The following is a 14,591-nucleotide window of genomic DNA, read 5'->3' on the forward strand; positions in this document are numbered from 1 at the left end:
CGCGAACATTGGCGCCAACCTCAGCCGTTGGTCCACCCTGGCTTCACCGATCGAAGGCCGCGGCCACCGCGATCAGCCTGTCATTGGCCTCCACCTCACCGATGCTGGCGCGCACGCCCTCACCGGCAAACGGGCGTACGACGATTCCGGCGGCGTCGGCCGCCTCGGCGAAGGCGGTCGTCCGCTCACCCAGCTCGAACCAGACGAAGTTGCCCTGCGCATCGGGCACGTCCCAACCCACCTCGCTCAGCCCGGCCACGACGCGGGCACGCTCGGCCACCAGCTCCTCGACCCGCTCGAGGAGCTCCGCCTCGGCATCGAGGGAGGCGATCGCGGCGGCCTGGGCGACACCCGAGACACCGAAGGGCAGCGAGACCGCCCGCAGCGCGGTGGCCGTCGGCTCCTGGGCGACGGCGTACCCGACCCGGAAGTTGGCCAGGCCGTAGGCCTTGGAGAAGGTGCGGGTGAGCACCACGTTGGGATAGGTGCGATAGAGCGCGATCCCGTCCACGGCGTCGTCCATGCGGACGAACTCGACATACGCCTCGTCCACGACCACCAGCACGTGGGAGGGCACCCGGTCCAGGAACGCGACCAGCGCGGAGTGGGAGACGGCCGGCCCGGTCGGGTTGTTCGGGGTGCAGACCATCACCACCTTGGTGCGCTCCGTGATCGCGGCGAGCATCGCCTCGAGGTCGTGCTCGCCGGTCGCCGTCACCGGCACCCGGACCGAGGTGGCCGCCGCCGCGGTGACCGCGATCGGGTAGGCCTCGAAGGAACGCCAAGCGTGGACCACCTCGTCGGCGGGGTCGCAGAACGCCTGCAGCACCTGATAGATCAGACCGACCGAGCCGGTGGCCAGGGTGAGGTCCTCGACCGGCACGTCGAGCCGCGTGGCCAGGGCCGCGAACAGGTCGACGTTGCCCATGTCCGGATAGCGATTCATCCGCGACACCACCTCGGAGACCGCCTCGACCACGCCCGGGAGCGGCGGGTAGGGGTTCTCGTTGGAGCTCAGCTTGTAGGTCGTCAGTCCCTCGCGGGCGACGGGCGGCTTGCCGGGGACATAGGCAGGGATGGCGCCGATGTTGGCCCTGGGCTGGGGGATGCGGGAGGACTGTCCGGTCATGCGGTCAGGTTAGGACACCGCGGTCCTGCCGCTTGCGGTGCTTGTGCCGCCACGGTCGGAACACGACGATCAGCAGCAGTCCGATCACGACCCCGATCGCCGCGCCGGTCACGTTGTCCACGAAGTCGGTGACGTCGCAGGCCCGGTCGATCCGGGCGAGCTCGAGCTGTGCCCTCTCGATCCCGGCGGAGTACGCCGCCAGCAGCGCGAACCCGATCGGGGTCAGCATCCACCCGGCCCGCCAGCGCGCGACGGAGAGCACCAGAAGTGCCCCGGCCGGAACGAAGAGCACGGTGTTCAGGGTGCGTTGCCCGGACTGGAAGATCCAGAACCCGTCCGGCGCCGGGCCCCCAACGTCCCACGAGCAGGTGGCCATCCGGGTCTCCGCCGGGACATAGCCGGTGTGGGCGGCGACCGGGACCAGGGTGAGCAGCGCGATCCCGGTGATCGCCCACAGGAAGCCGGCGATCGAGAACGCCGAGACCCAGCCGAGCGGCTTGAGCAGGACCAGGGCGAGCAGCAGGAACACGACGCCCGACGCGAAGGCGCCGAGCACCATCACCCCGGCGCCTCCGAACTCGACCATGGTGGATGAGATTAGCGACTCCGCCCCCAGCAACCGCCGCTTGAGTACCCTGAAGCCGTGAAGTTCATCGTCTGGGTCATCTCGAACGCTGCCGCACTCGCCGTCGCGGTGTGGCTGCTGGACGGCATCACCCTCGAGGGCGACACCTGGCAGGACCAACTTCTTCCGCTCGCCCTGGTCGCGCTGATCATGTGTGTGGTGAGCTCGTTCGTCGCTCCGGTGGTCAAGTTCTTGTCGTTGCCGGTGATCATCGTGACCATCGGCCTCTTCCTGCTCGTGGTCAACGCCCTGATGCTCATGCTCACCGGCTGGATCGCGGGCGAGCTCGAGATCGGCTTCGAGGTCGACGGCTTCTGGAACGCCCTGTTCGGCTCGATCATCATCTCGATCGTGGGCAGCCTCGTCCGCGCAGTGCTGGACGACGACTGATGACCACCACACCTGCGATCCGACGCATCGCCATCGTCTGCCTCGGCAACATCTGCCGCTCGCCGATCGCCGATGTGGTCCTCACCGAGCGCCTGCGCGACGCCGGTCTCGACGTGGTGGTGGACAGCTTCGGCACCGGCGACATGCACGTCGGGAAGCCGATGGACTCCCGCGCTGCCTCGACCCTGACCACCGCGGGGTACGACGCCACGCGGCACCGGGCGAGCCACTTCACCGACGCCCAGGCGACGGCGTACGACCTGGTCCTGGCGATGGACTCGACCAACCATGCCGACCTGCTGGCGCTCGGGGTGCCCGAGGAACGGCTGAAGCGGTTCCGGGACTTCGATCCGGCGCCCGGCGAGGGTGATGTGCCGGACCCCTACTACGGCGGGGACGAGGGCTTCCGTGACGTGCTCGCCACGGTCGAGCGCACGGCCGAGGCGATCACCGCCCATGTGTCCGCGCAAGGTTCCGCCCACTCGGGAGGGCGTCGATGACCCGCAACGTCTCCGTGGCCCGCAAGGCCGAGGAGCTGCTCTCCTCGCCCGTCGTCGCGACCGCCCCGGTCGCCGGCGGCGACATCTGCACGGCCACCCGGCTCAAGCTCTCCGACGGCACGTCGGCGCTGATGAAGACCCACCTGCACCCGCCGCCCGGCTTCTTCACCGCAGAGGCGCGCGGCCTGCGTTGGCTCGCGGAGGTCGACGGCGTGTCCGCGCCCGCGGTGCTCGCCGTCGACGAGGACTGCCTGATCATCCCCTGGATCGAGACCGGCAAGCAGGTCCCCGACGCCGCTGCCGAGTTCGGCCGGGCACTCGCCCGGACCCACACCAGCGAGGTCCAGGTGCAGGGCAGCACGCAGTTCGGCTTCGAGCACGACGGCTACATCGGCCGCCTGCCGATGCGCAACACCCCCTCGACGAGCTGGCCCGAGTTCTATGCCACCCAGCGGGTGCTCCCCTATCTCAAGGTGGCCCGCGACCGCGGTGCGATCAGTCCCCAGGACAGCGCCGTGGTCGAGCAGATCATCGGCCGGCTCTCCGACCTCGTGCCCGACGAGGACCCTGCGCGCCTGCACGGTGACCTGTGGAACGGCAACGTGCTGTGGGGCAGCGACGGTGTCGTGTACGTCGTCGACCCGGCGGCCTATGCCGGCCATCGCGAGGTCGACATCGCGATGCTCACGCTCTTCGGTATGCCGCACCTGCAGCGCGCCCTAGATGCCTATGACGAGGCCGCTCCCCTGGTCGAGGGCTGGGAGGACCGCCTCGGCATCCACCAGCTCTTCCCGTTGCTGGTGCACGCCTGCATGTTCGGCGGGGGCTACGGCGCCCGCGCAGCCAGCATCGCGGGTCGCTACTGAGCGGTGCCGGCGTACACCGTCGCGGTGCGCTCCAGCCGACCGGCGATCGCGATGATCTCCGCGACGTCGCCCTTCCTCACCACGACCAGCGGATAGTCGTCGGACTCCTCGTCGAGATGGACCACACCGAGCCCGTGCTCGGCCAGCACCTCGTTGGCCCGCGCGATCGCGGGCTCGAGGGTGTCGACGTCCTGGAGGGGATCCAGCCGGATGCCACTCTCACGCAGGAGCGGCAGGCCACCGAGGGCGTCGTACAGCTCCCAGCCACTGTCGCTCTGGTCCAGGTAGGCCAGCGCCCCGGACTGGTCGAGCTCGTCGATCAGCACCAGCCAAGGATCAACATCCCCGGCCACTGATTCGAGGGCGCGGTCGACGCCGCCCTGCAGCTCGGCATCGTCATGCAGCAGCGCACACAGACGCATCCAGTCTTCCCTCATGGCGCGCCATTCTGCCGCCCCGCCCGAGGCCGGCTGAACCCACCCGGGGCGATTCTCAGCAGCGACTCAGGACTCTTTGGCACAGTGGTCCCGTGAACACCGCTGCCGGCAAGCCCCACGTCCTGATCGTCGACGACGACCGGGCCGTGCGTGAGTCGCTGCGACGCTCGCTCGAGTTCAACGGGTTCCAGGTCTCGATGGCCTCCGACGGCGCCGAGGCGCTGGCCGGCATCGGCAGTGTCCGCCCCGACGCCGTGGTGATGGACGTGATGATGCCGCGCCTGGACGGGATCGAAACGACGAAGGCGCTGAGGGCCGCCGGCAACGACGTACCCATCCTCGTGCTCACCGCCCGCGACGCCGTCGGCGACCGGGTCGACGGGCTGGACGCGGGCGCCGACGACTACCTGACCAAGCCGTTCGCCTTGCAGGAGCTGCTCGCCCGGCTGCGGGCACTGCTGCGCCGGGTGGTGCCGCACGAGGACGCCGGCGACGAGGTGCTCTCGTTCTCCGACCTGAGCCTGGACCTGGCCAGCCGCGAGGTGGTCCGCGGGAAGCGGAAGATCGAGCTGACCCGGACCGAGTTCTCCCTGCTGGAGATGTTCCTGCGGCGTCCGCGCCGGGTGCTCGAGCGCTCGTTCATCCTCGAGGAAGTGTGGGGCTACGACTTCCCCACCAGCGCAAACTCACTCGAGGTCTACGTCGGCTACCTGCGCCGCAAGACCGAGGCCGAGGGCGAGCCCCGCCTGCTGCACACCGTGCGCGGCGTCGGCTATGTCCTCAAGGACTCCACGACGTGAGGACGGCGCGATGAAGGACGAGGCTCCGGGCTGGCACTATCGCCGGAGCCTGGCCAGCCGGGTCGCCCTGCTGACCACGATCGCGGTCGCGCTGACCGTCGGGATGGTGGCGCTCGGTGCCTACATCACCGTGCGCGTGCAGATGCAGCAGACGCTCGACGCCTCGCTGCTCGAACGCGCCGAGCGGGCGGCCGACGGAGCACTCGTCGAGCTGACCGCCGAATATCAATATCCGTCCTGGACGTTCGGTGCCGCGGACGTGCGGATCGCCTTCCTCAACAAGGACGGGCTGACCCGGAGCATGGACGACGGCCCCCGGATCCAGCTCGGCGAGCCCGAGCTCGAGGTGGCCCAGGGCGAGCGGAAGCACTCGATCCGGACCATCGAGGCGGAGGGCGTGAAGTTCCGCGTCGTCACCGTGCCCACTCGCGACCCCGGGGTGGCGCTGCTGATCGCCCAGTCCCTCGACGGACAGGAGCGGGTGCTGGGCCGACTCGGTCTGGCGATGTTCCTCTTCGGTGCGGCCGGCGTCATCCTGGCCGGGGCGTTCGGCTGGGGGGTCGCCCGCAACGGCCTGCGACCGGTACGCCGGCTCTCGCGGCGGGTGGAGGAGATCGCCCGCACCGAGGACCTGCGCCCGATCCAGGTCGAGGGCAACGACGAGATCGCCCGGCTCGGGTCCGCCTTCAACGTGATGCTTGCGGCCCTAGAGGCCTCCCGCGACCGGCAGCGCCAGCTGGTCGGCGACGCCGGGCACGAGCTGCGTACGCCGTTGACGTCGCTGCGCACCAACCTCGATCTGCTGCTCCAGGCCGACGCCAGTGGCGGGATGCCCGCGCAGGCACGGGCCGAGCTGCTCGAGGACGTCGACGCCCAGATCAACGAGATGACCCAGCTGATCGGGGACCTGGTCGAGCTCGGCCGCGACGAGAACGCGCCGCACCTGATCGAGCTGGTCGACATGCGCGAGGTGCTCGACCGAGCGGTCTCGCGGGCCCGGCGCCGCGCGCCTGCGGTCACCTTCGACGTACATGCCGACGACTGGTGGGTCACCGGTGAGTCGGCGGCGCTCGAGCGCGCGGTGATGAACCTGCTCGACAACGCTGCCAAGTGGAGCCCCGCGGGGGGCACGGTCCATGTGGGGTTGCACAACGGCCGGCTCACCGTGCGTGACGAGGGACCGGGCATCGCCGAGGAGGACCTGCCCAAGGTCTTCGACCGGTTCTATCGCTCGAAGGAGTCCCGGGCGATGCCCGGCTCGGGCCTGGGCCTGGCCATCGTGTGGCAGACCGCGCAACGGCACTCGGGCAGCGTGGCCGCGGCCAACTCGCCGAAGGGTGGCGCGGTGATGACGCTGCAGCTGCCCGGTCGGGTGATCCAGCAGGCGTGAACGACTATCTTCCGGCGCTGCTGGCGCTCGCCTTGGTCGTCGTGCCCACCACCTGGCACTGGACCCGCCACCTGGTCACCGTGGTGCACGAGGCGGGCCACGCCTTCGTGGCGCTCCTGGTCGGCCGGCGGCTGAGCGGGATCCGGCTGCACTCCGACACCTCGGGGCTCACCGTGTCGCGCGGCAAGCCCCGCGGGCCGGGCATGGTGGCGATGCTCGCGGCCGGTTATCTGGCTCCGGCAGCGACCGGGATCGTGGCTGCGCTCCTGCTGGCCGCCGACCGTCCGCTCGCGCTGCTGTGGGGGCTGGTCGGCGCACTCGTGCTGATGCTGGCGCAGATCAGGAACTTCTACGGCGCCCTCGTGCTGCTGGTGATCGGCGGATCGATCGGCGTCGTCTGCTGGTATCTCCCCGCCACCACGGTCACGTTCGTCGCCGAGGTGGTCACCTGGCTGTTGCTCCTGGCTGCACCCAAGCCGGTGCTGGAGCTGGCCCGGACCTCGCGTCGTCAGCGGCGCGGCTCGGATGCGGATCAGCTGGCCCGGTTGACGGGGCTGCCGGCCTGGGTGTGGATCGGGTTCTTCCTGCTGGTCACCCTGGCCGGGCTGGTCCTGGGCGTGACGGTGCTGTTGCCGGTGGAGATTTCCCTGCCCGCGTGAGGTTTCCGCTGGTGCCACTCACGGCATGATGAGCGACATGAGCGACCAGCACCCGGCGGAGAAGCCGAACCCATCCACGAACGTGCGCGGCAACCCGGGCAACCCTGGTGGGCAACCGGGGGGCCAGCCGTGGGGTCCTCCGCCGAGCCCGCAGCAGGCCCCACAGCAGTGGGGCCATCAGGCCCCACAGCAAGCCCCGCACAACCCGGCTCAGCAGTGGGGACCACCCGCACAGCAGCCACCGCAGCAGCAGTGGGCCGCACCGACCCCCGGCGGACCCGACCGTCCGGCGTCGGCAAAGCGGAAGGGCGGCAAGCGCGGTCCCGGCGGACTCGGCTTCGGCATCGGCCTGCTCGTCGGCGCGCTGGTCCTCGGGCTCGGCGGCGGCTTCCTGGGTGGGAAGCTCTCGGACGAGGGCGGCGGTGGCGGCAAGGTCGACGCCGGGCAGGTCGACATCTCCGGGCTCAACCTGCAGGACCTGGTCTCGGTGCAGTCGGTTGCCGACCGGGCCCTGCCCGCGGTGGTCAAGATCGAGGCGATCAACGCCCGGACCGGCTCCACCGGCTCCGGGGTGGTGCTGTCGAAGGACGGCGAGATCCTCACCAACTATCACGTCATCCACGCCGCCGCGCAGGGCGGGAACCTCGAGGTCTACTTCAACGACGGCACGACCCGCAAGGCCACCATCATCGGTGCCGACCCGTCCACCGACATCGCGTTGATCAAGGCCGAGAACGTGGATGACCTCGCGACACTGAAGTTCGGTTCGGCCAAGGACATCAAGGTCGGTCAGGCAGTCGTGGCCGTGGGGTCGCCGTACGGCCTCGACTCGACGGTGACCGCAGGGATCATCTCGACGCTGAACCGTCCGGTCGCCGTGCCCGGCATGGACGACCCCAACAAACCGATGATCTATCCCGCGGTGCAGACCGACGCGGCGATCAACCCCGGCAACTCCGGTGGCGCACTGATCAACATCAAGGGCGAGCTGGTGGGGATGAACTCGGCCAACAAGCTGGCAGCCTCCTCCGACGAGTACTCCCGCGCCGACCTCGGCTCCATCGGCATCGGCTGGGCGATCCCGGTCGACGTGATCGAGCCGATCGTGGAGCAGCTCCGCAAGGGCGGCGAGGCCAAGCACGCCTGGCTGGGCATCGTCCCCGACGACGCGAAGAGGGCCGGCGTCGCGCAGGGCGCACTCGTGGACGACTTCACCACCGGCAGCCCGTCGGAGGCTGCCGGCGTGCAGAAGGGTGACGTGGTGGTCGGCATCGACGACCGCCCGGTCGCCGAGGGCCTGGCCCTGATCACCACGGTGCTGCACTACCAGCCGGGTGACGAGGTCACCCTCAAGATTCTTCGCTCCGGCGAGAGCAAGGAGATCAAGGTCAAGCTCGGTGAGCAGGGCAACCTGATCGAGGGGCTGAGCTGACCCGGGCCGGGACGAGTACGAGGGCCGGAACCGGCGACACCGAGACAAACGCCTGGACCACTGTCGCACCCAATGCAAAAATCGGCCACATCGCGACCATCAAGGACCTCAAAAGCCCGATCAGACCACCCCATGCAATCTCGAGGCTAATTCGACCCCCGATTGCACAACGCCACATTCAACTGGCTCTTGAATTCTTCCACCTGCTTATCAGTCTTCAACAGCAATTCCAGTTCTTTTCCTGGAAGGGTCATCACAGCGTAGGACTGAAAGGCCGGTGCGAACCATTCGAATAGCCGGCCAGAGGTTTCAAGGGTCACCGCCACGGGATAACGCGGAGATATAGGGAAGCGGCCAACCTCATGGCGCCACGGCCAAGAAAGCCAGACGATCTCGTCTTGTGTGACGATCACTCGATTGCACCCAATTTGCACCATGGTCCAAGCCACATCAACTAAGCCGAAAACTACTGCCAGGCCAAGAATAATAGGCAAAGCTACCGGATCGCTGAACGATATTACAATCCCGACAGGTAGAGCTAGACTTACCCATGGCCTTAGCGCAAACAGGGACGCCGACGGCGAGACGGGTATTTCCTGTCCGACTGAACCTGCAGTCACGCTTCTATCACCCGGGGTAGGTCTTGAAGATGGATCCCAAATTGTATGCGATTCGTGCTACATATCGCTTGGTGTGCCGGGTTCTCGCAACGCGGTGCGTGAACGTGCCCCAATTCTTCTTCCTTCCCTACTGGGCCTCGGTCCAGTGCAGGTCCCGGTCCTCGATGTTCACCGGGGCGACCGACCCGATCCAGATGACCGTGCCGCTCCAGGTCGGCCGCGACGCGTCCGCGTCGGCTCCGTGACGCACGATCATCGTGGTGTGGCGTTGCTTGCTGGCCAGGGCGTCGACGAGGCGAACGGCCTTGTCGAGACGCACCTTGATCATCCCTCGGACCTGGAAATGGGTGCGCGATCGCGGGTTCGCCAGCCGCCGGTCCAGGGCAGCGTCGAGTCGGTTGACAGCCTTGGCCATCTCAGCGACCCACCGAGTGGACCTGGACCAGGGTGCCGTCGGCGCCGATGTCGAACAGACCCCGCACCTGCGCGCTGCCCTTGTACCTGGCGGTGACCCGGGGCTGCTCCCAGCACGACTTGATGAAGTTCGCCATCGTCGCGGTCTCGAAGGTGCCGCGCACCGTGCCGTGGCCCTTGCCCCGCATCACGTAGTGGGTTGATCCAGCGATGTTCAGGACGCTGTGGTGATCGCTCCAGAACTGTGATCCGTGGTCCGCACGTACGACGGTGGTGTCCGCGTCACCGACCACGACCAGGACCTTGCGGCCCTGCCATAGCTGGGGGTCCTGTCGCGCCGGGTCGAGCGCCTGGGTCGCCGCCATGAAGCCGTCCCGGTCCAGGCCGGAGCGGAAGGTGCTGTGCAGCGAGAACTTCCCGCTGTCGAAGCAGTTGATCAGCGAATAGATCGCGGCGTTGTCGATGTGGCCGTCCAGCTTGGGAGCGACCAGGTCGTCGCGGGTGGCGAAATATTTGCCGTTCACGCCGCCCATCGACCTCGACAGCGTGATCCAGGAACGGACCGCAAAGCGCTCCTCGGCGATCTCGGCGGCCGCCCGATAGGCGTCGCGGGACCATTCGCGGCCCCAGTTGCGCGTTCCCGTCTCGTCGCCGACGTCGGAGAAGCCGTTGCCGCGGCACTCGACGAGGATCCCGCCCGCGTCGATGACCGCATCGCGGGTCAGCCGCCACTTCGACTTCACCCCGATGTCGAGATGGTTCGATCCCGCGCCGTGGAAGAAGAGCAGCCCCCGGGTCGAGTCACCGCTGGCGAGGGTGGCCGGTTGGGTGATCACGGCCTCGTCGTTGCCGAACGGCGTACGGGTGACCATGTAGGGCCGCCCGGTCGCGGTCGTTCCGGTCGCTTCGAGCAGGACTCGACGCGCCACCTCAGGCCTCCCACATGAAGACGTCTCCGGAGCGACGGTTCTTCGGGACGACGCTGCCGACCCAGATCACCGATCCCGCCCATGCCGGGCGGGCAGTGGTGGACTTGTTGCCGTGGCGAACCACCCTGGCCGCCTTGTTGGTGCGTGCGTGCAGGACGTTCACCCGCGTGGTGACGACATTGACGCGACTGTCGATCATCCGCACGAGCGTCTTGCGCGAGCTCGACCGAGCGTTGCGGAGCAGGGCCAGCACGCCCGAATCGGACGCGGCCGGTGCGGCTGAGGCCGGATTGGCCTGACTGACCACGGCCACCCCCGCGGCCGCGGATGCTCCGGCTGCCACCCTCCAGAGCAGGCGGCGGCTGTGCATGGACTCACTCATGATGTTGTTGTTCCCCCAGAAACGGCCGGCTCGATATCGCCGACCTCATAAACTTGCATGATCCTAAGACCCCGTCGTCATGCTCTTCGCCAGAATGGAGGGTTCGGGACGAAGATGACCCGAATGGACCATGGCAATGTGGCCGAGGGGTCAGTGGCCGGGGTCAGTGGCCGGGTCGCACCGCGAGCAGCCGTTCCGCCTTCCAACGCGACTCGGCATACTCCTCGGCCACCTCGGAAGCCACCGTGATCGCGCCGCCGGTGCCGATCCGCCAGCCGCCCTTGCGTGACCCGGCGAGGCTGCGGATCACCACGCCCAGGTCGGCACGCCCGTCGCCGGAGATCCACCCGAAGGCACCCGAGTAGGCACCCCGCGCGGTCTGTTCGACCTCTTCGATGATCTGCATCGTGCGCAGCTTCGGCGCACCAGTCATCGAGCCGGCCGGGAAGAGTGCACGCAACGCGCCGACCGTGCTGATCTCGTCGCGGAGCTGACCGCGAACGCTGGAGACCAGCTGGTGCACGCTCTGGTAGGACTCGACGTCCATCAGCACGGGCACCTCGACCGTGCCGGGCTCGCAGACCATGGCCAGGTCGTTGCGGAGCAGGTCGACGATCATCAGGTTCTCTGCGCGGAACTTCGGGTCGCTGGACAGGTGGCGGCGGTTCGCCTCGTCCTGCGCCGGCGTCTCACCGCGCGGCGTGGTGCCCTTGATCGGCTTGGTCTCGATCGTGCGATTCCGGTCGATGGTGGCATAGCGCTCGGGCGATGAGCTGAGCAGCCAGGTCCCGCGGTGCTGGAGGAATCCGGCGTACGGCGCGGGGTTGATCGCCCTGAGCCGCAGATAGGCCCTCACCGGATCGAGGTCGTGCGCCAACCCCAGGCGATAGGTCAGGTTCACCTCATAGGAGTTGCCCGCGTGCAGGTGCTCCTGGACCCGGGCGAACGCGGCCGCATAGTCGTCGGGGACCGCCTCGTCACCCGCGGTCGGCGGCGCAGGGCTGTCCGGGGCGCGGGTCGGTGACGGCTCGGGGTGGATGAAGGTCTCGACGTTCTGGGTGCGCATCCACACCGCTGTCGGCATCGGGTCGTCGGGGTCGACCCGGGCCGGCAGGTCACCGCGGCTGGCATAGCCGAAGTAGCCGACCCAGTGCACCGACTCGTCGTCGCCGGCCATCTCGGCCTCGAGCACCTCGAAGATGTCGCTCCCGGCGACCTCGCTGGCGCCGTCCCGGTGTCGGGTCACCGTGCGCGAGGTGGCGTCGTGGACCAGTGACGTGTCGTTGTCATCGAGCCAGCCGAGGATCGAGCGACGCCCCGACCACGGACGGGCGCCGCCGCCGTCGAGCCAGAAGCAGCGCTCGTGCTCGGCCGCGATCTGCTCGAAGCGGGCCACCGGGTCAGTCATTGGGTCAGTCATCGGGACGCTCCAGGAAATTCTCGACCAGGCGCTGACCGTGCTGGGACAGGATCGACTCGGGGTGGAACTGGACGCCGTGCAGCGGCAGTGTCCGGTGCCGCACGCCCATCACGACTTCACCACCCGAGCCCGCGCACACCGCTGTCACCCTGAGGTCGCCGGGCACCTCGAGCGCCGCGAGCGAGTGGTACCGCACCGCCTGCAGCGGACTGGCGAGCCCCGCGAACACCGAGGACCCGTCGTGCTCGACAGTCGCGACCTCACCGTGCGCGGGTGCGATCCGGTCGACCACCCCGCCATACGCCGTGACCAGGCCCTGCATGCCCAGGCACACCCCGAGGACCGGCGTGGTGCCGGCCAGCAGGACCTCGTTGCCGACGGCGAAGTCGCCCGGGTTCGCCGGATGGCCCGGCCCCGGGGAGAGGACGATCCGCTCGAAGTCGAGGAGGTACGTCGCCTCCACCTCGTCGTGCTGGACCACCACCGGCAGCTCGCTAGTCACCGCGGCCACCAGGTGCACCAGGTTCCAGACGTAGGAGTCGTGGTGATCGACCACGACGACCCTGCCCGGGGTGGGCGCCATCAGACCAGCAGGTCCCGGACGAGCCCGTGGATCAGGTCATAGCCGTTCTCGGTGAGGATCGACTCGGCGTGGAACTGGATGCCGCGGAACGTCTCCCCGGCGACCAGGTGCACGTCACCGCTGGCCCGGTCCGTCTCGACCAGCACCCCGTCCGGCAGCACGGTGTCACGGGTGACCCGGCCGACGAAGGTGTTGTAGAACCCGACCCGTTCGGTGCGCCCGTCGATCTCGACCGGGGACTGGGTGCCCTGGAAGACGATGTCCTTGTAGGCAAGGGGGATCCCCAGCCGCTGGCACAGCGTCTGGTGGCCCAGGCAGACCGCGAGGAACGGCTGGCGCGCCTCGAGCAGGCCGTCGACCGCGGCGCGGAAGGTGGCGATCTTCGGGTGGTCGCCGTCGCGCGGGTCGCCGGGCCCGGGACCGACGATGACCAGGTCGTGCCCGGCCAGCGCCTCGGGCGAGTAGTCCTCGTGGCGGACCACGCTCGAGCTCATCCCGATCACCCGCAGCACGTGCTGGAGCATGTTCACGAAGTCGTCCTCACCGTCGAGGATGACTGCGCTCATTCCCTTCAGCCGCGGATCGGGCTCCGCCCCGCCCTGGTCGGTCAGCCAGAACTTGCTGAGCCGTTGGTTGCGGGCGTTGAGCGCGATCAGCACGTCCTCGTCACGGGTGAGCTCGCCGATGCTGCCGGGCGGTGCCGCAGCCGGCGGGACCAGGCCGAAGGCGGACAAGATGCCGCCGGCCTTCGCGTGGGTCTCGCGGACCTCGGTGGCCGGGTCGGAGTCGCGGACCAGGGTCGCCCCGGCCACGACCTTGAGGTCTCCGGCGACGCTGACGTCGGCGCTGCGGATGACGATCGGGCTGTCCAGGGTGGGCTGGCCGTCGCCGTCGCGACCGAAGAGGGCGAGCGCGGCGCCGTAGTAGCCGCGCCCCTCGGGCTCGTACTCCGCGATCAGCCGGCAGGCGTTCTCGACCGGCGAGCCGGTCAAAGTGGCGGCGTACATCGTGTCCCGGAGGACCTCCCGGACGTCGCGGTTGGTGCGCCCGGCGAGGAGATATTCGGTGTGCACCAGGTGGGTCATCGGCTTGAGGAACGGCCCCAGCACCTGGCCGCCCTCGGTGCAGATGTCGCACATCATCTTCAACTCTTCGTCGACGACCATGAAGAGCTCATAGATCTCCTTCTCGTCCTTGAGGAAGTCGAGGAGCTGAGCCTTGGTCTGCTCCGGCGCTTGGGCCACCTTGGGCAGGTGATAGGTGCCGGAGATCGGGTTCATCCGGACGTCGCCGCCGGCCACCGACACGTGCCGCTCGGGGCTCGCCCCGACCAGGTAGCGCTCACCGGTCCAGAACGCGTAGGTCCAGTAGGCACCTCGTTCGCGCTCGAGCAGGCGGCCCAGCACGGTGAGCACCTCGTCGGCGCCCCAGCTGGCCAGGGTGGCGCGATAGTTGCGACCGACCACGATGTTGGCGCCCTCGCCGTTGCCGATCTCCTCGGCGATCACCTTCTCGACGACCTTGACGTAGTCGTCGTCGCTGACCTCGAAGCCACCACGGTCGGTGAACTCGATCGGTACGGCGGGGAGCGCTGCGACCAGGTCCGCGACCGGGACGTGGTGCTCGACGTCGATGTCCACCACGACCAGTGGCGTACCGTCGTCGATCGCGTCGAAGCCACGCTCGGCGACCTGACGGAAGGGCACCGCGACCAGCCGGTCGAACTGTCGCCCCTCGGGCGGTACGCCGTCCTCCAGCGGGATGTCGAGCAGGTGTGCGACCTCGCCGCGACGCCCGCCGATCAAGGAGACCGTCGGTGAGTCCTTCTGCCGGACGACCGCCCAGGCCTCAAGGCTCCGCAACTCCTCGAGGAGGGCCCGGACCGGGCTGGCGGAGGCAGGGGCGTTCGTCATGGCGGCAGCCTATCCGCGCCGCGCCCCCGCCGACCCGGCAGTTGTTGACGCTGAGATGTCGCGACCCGGCACTTGTTGACGCGGGGATCTCGCGACCCGCCA

General features: G+C 68.8%; 17 protein-coding genes. 7 read left to right on the forward strand and 10 right to left on the reverse strand.

The window, feature by feature from the left end; genetic code table 11:
* Window positions 1-43: 43 nt before the first annotated feature.
* Both hisC and BJ980_RS10825 read right to left on the reverse strand, forming a co-directional pair.
* Window positions 44-1,129 (reverse strand): histidinol-phosphate transaminase, encoded by a 1,086-nt coding sequence (gene hisC, locus BJ980_RS10820; RefSeq protein WP_179502296.1) that lies wholly within the window; start codon window positions 1,127-1,129, stop codon window positions 44-46.
* Between the two features lie 4 nt (window positions 1,130-1,133).
* Window positions 1,134-1,715, reverse strand: a complete 582-nt coding sequence (locus BJ980_RS10825; RefSeq protein ID WP_179502297.1) for a VanZ family protein — start codon at window positions 1,713-1,715, stop codon at window positions 1,134-1,136.
* A gap of 57 nt (window positions 1,716-1,772) precedes the next feature.
* On the opposite strand from BJ980_RS10825, the gene BJ980_RS10830 reads away from it, so the two are divergent.
* Genes BJ980_RS10830 through BJ980_RS10840 form a run of 3 tightly spaced genes read left to right on the forward strand, consistent with a single transcriptional unit; the run spans window position 1,773 to window position 3,510 of the window.
* Window positions 1,773-2,144 (forward strand): phage holin family protein, encoded by a 372-nt coding sequence (locus BJ980_RS10830; protein WP_179502298.1) that lies wholly within the window; start codon window positions 1,773-1,775, stop codon window positions 2,142-2,144.
* Entirely contained in the window at window positions 2,144-2,644 is a 501-nt protein-coding gene (locus tag BJ980_RS10835) for a low molecular weight protein-tyrosine-phosphatase (protein WP_179502299.1), read from the forward strand. The genes BJ980_RS10830 and BJ980_RS10835 overlap by 1 nt, the downstream gene beginning before the upstream one ends.
* On the forward strand, window positions 2,641-3,510 hold the full coding sequence (locus BJ980_RS10840; RefSeq protein WP_179502300.1) for a fructosamine kinase family protein: 870 nt from the start codon (window positions 2,641-2,643) through the stop codon (window positions 3,508-3,510). Before BJ980_RS10835 ends, BJ980_RS10840 begins: the two co-directional genes overlap by 4 nt.
* On the opposite strand, the gene BJ980_RS10845 is transcribed toward BJ980_RS10840, so the two are convergent.
* The gene (locus BJ980_RS10845) at window positions 3,504-3,947 is read right to left on the reverse strand and encodes a DUF6630 family protein (protein WP_179502301.1); all 444 of its coding nucleotides are present in this window, start codon (window positions 3,945-3,947) and stop codon (window positions 3,504-3,506) included. The genes BJ980_RS10840 and BJ980_RS10845 overlap by 7 nt on opposite strands.
* A gap of 92 nt (window positions 3,948-4,039) precedes the next feature.
* On the opposite strand from BJ980_RS10845, the gene BJ980_RS10850 reads away from it, so the two are divergent.
* The 4 genes from BJ980_RS10850 to BJ980_RS10865 are packed head-to-tail and all read left to right on the forward strand — an operon-like array spanning window position 4,040 to window position 8,228.
* A complete protein-coding gene (locus tag BJ980_RS10850) occupies window positions 4,040-4,747 on the forward strand; it encodes a response regulator (protein WP_179502302.1) in 708 nt (235 codons plus the stop codon).
* Window positions 4,748-4,757: 10 nt separating this feature from the next.
* The gene (locus BJ980_RS10855) at window positions 4,758-6,137 is read left to right on the forward strand and encodes a sensor histidine kinase (protein WP_179502303.1); all 1,380 of its coding nucleotides are present in this window, start codon (window positions 4,758-4,760) and stop codon (window positions 6,135-6,137) included.
* Window positions 6,134-6,796, forward strand: coding sequence for a M50 family metallopeptidase (locus BJ980_RS10860; RefSeq protein WP_179502304.1), 663 nt, complete (start codon window positions 6,134-6,136; stop codon window positions 6,794-6,796). Before BJ980_RS10855 ends, BJ980_RS10860 begins: the two co-directional genes overlap by 4 nt.
* 37 nt (window positions 6,797-6,833) lie before the next feature.
* Window positions 6,834-8,228: a S1C family serine protease gene (locus tag BJ980_RS10865; protein WP_179502305.1), complete on the forward strand. Its 1,395-nt coding sequence runs from the start codon at window positions 6,834-6,836 to the stop codon at window positions 8,226-8,228.
* Between the two features lie 146 nt (window positions 8,229-8,374).
* Here the strand turns inward: BJ980_RS10865 and BJ980_RS10870 are convergent, their stop codons facing one another.
* From BJ980_RS10870 to BJ980_RS10900, 7 genes are all read right to left on the reverse strand, one after another.
* On the reverse strand, window positions 8,375-8,848 hold the full coding sequence (locus BJ980_RS10870; RefSeq protein ID WP_179502306.1) for a hypothetical protein: 474 nt from the start codon (window positions 8,846-8,848) through the stop codon (window positions 8,375-8,377).
* 127 nt (window positions 8,849-8,975) lie between these two features.
* A complete protein-coding gene (locus tag BJ980_RS10875; protein ID WP_179502307.1) occupies window positions 8,976-9,263 on the reverse strand; it encodes a hypothetical protein in 288 nt (95 codons plus the stop codon).
* Window position 9,264: 1 nt separating this feature from the next.
* Complete coding sequence (locus BJ980_RS10880) at window positions 9,265-10,191, reverse strand: hypothetical protein (protein WP_179502308.1); 927 nt, start codon at window positions 10,189-10,191, stop codon at window positions 9,265-9,267.
* A gap of 1 nt (window position 10,192) precedes the next feature.
* Entirely contained in the window at window positions 10,193-10,573 is a 381-nt protein-coding gene (locus BJ980_RS10885) for a hypothetical protein (protein WP_218855478.1), read from the reverse strand.
* Window positions 10,574-10,736: 163 nt separating this feature from the next.
* Complete coding sequence (locus tag BJ980_RS10890) at window positions 10,737-11,993, reverse strand: anthranilate synthase component I family protein (protein ID WP_179502310.1); 1,257 nt, start codon at window positions 11,991-11,993, stop codon at window positions 10,737-10,739.
* Window positions 11,986-12,576 (reverse strand): anthranilate synthase component II, encoded by a 591-nt coding sequence (locus BJ980_RS10895; protein ID WP_179502311.1) that lies wholly within the window; start codon window positions 12,574-12,576, stop codon window positions 11,986-11,988. Before BJ980_RS10895 ends, BJ980_RS10890 begins: the two co-directional genes overlap by 8 nt.
* Window positions 12,576-14,489 (reverse strand): anthranilate synthase family protein, encoded by a 1,914-nt coding sequence (locus BJ980_RS10900; protein ID WP_179502312.1) that lies wholly within the window; start codon window positions 14,487-14,489, stop codon window positions 12,576-12,578. Before BJ980_RS10900 ends, BJ980_RS10895 begins: the two co-directional genes overlap by 1 nt.
* Between the last annotated feature and the right edge of the window lie 102 nt (window positions 14,490-14,591).

It is taken from the genome of Nocardioides daedukensis (assembly GCF_013408415.1).
Classification (GTDB): Bacteria; Actinomycetota; Actinomycetes; order Propionibacteriales; family Nocardioidaceae; genus Nocardioides; species Nocardioides daedukensis.

Bases quoted from the DNA above. Each gene is read 5' to 3' on its own strand.
- BJ980_RS10825 (WP_179502297.1), bottom strand. From the start codon at position 1,715: ATGGTCGAGTTCGGAGGCGCCGGGGTGATGGTGCTCGGCGCCTTCGCG.
- BJ980_RS10875 (WP_179502307.1), bottom strand. From the start codon at position 9,263: ATGGCCAAGGCTGTCAACCGACTCGACGCTGCCCTGGACCGGCGGCTG.
- BJ980_RS10855 (WP_179502303.1), top strand. From the start codon at position 4,758: ATGAAGGACGAGGCTCCGGGCTGGCACTATCGCCGGAGCCTGGCCAGC.
- BJ980_RS10840 (WP_179502300.1), top strand. From the start codon at position 2,641: ATGACCCGCAACGTCTCCGTGGCCCGCAAGGCCGAGGAGCTGCTCTCC.
- hisC (WP_179502296.1), bottom strand. From the start codon at position 1,129: ATGACCGGACAGTCCTCCCGCATCCCCCAGCCCAGGGCCAACATCGGC.
- BJ980_RS10890 (WP_179502310.1), bottom strand. From the start codon at position 11,993: ATGACTGACCCAATGACTGACCCGGTGGCCCGCTTCGAGCAGATCGCG.
- BJ980_RS10835 (WP_179502299.1), top strand. From the start codon at position 2,144: ATGACCACCACACCTGCGATCCGACGCATCGCCATCGTCTGCCTCGGC.
- BJ980_RS10865 (WP_179502305.1), top strand. From the start codon at position 6,834: ATGAGCGACCAGCACCCGGCGGAGAAGCCGAACCCATCCACGAACGTG.
- BJ980_RS10845 (WP_179502301.1), bottom strand. From the start codon at position 3,947: ATGAGGGAAGACTGGATGCGTCTGTGTGCGCTGCTGCATGACGATGCC.
- BJ980_RS10885 (WP_218855478.1), bottom strand. From the start codon at position 10,573: ATGAGTGAGTCCATGCACAGCCGCCGCCTGCTCTGGAGGGTGGCAGCC.
- BJ980_RS10895 (WP_179502311.1), bottom strand. From the start codon at position 12,576: ATGGCGCCCACCCCGGGCAGGGTCGTCGTGGTCGATCACCACGACTCC.
- BJ980_RS10900 (WP_179502312.1), bottom strand. From the start codon at position 14,489: ATGACGAACGCCCCTGCCTCCGCCAGCCCGGTCCGGGCCCTCCTCGAG.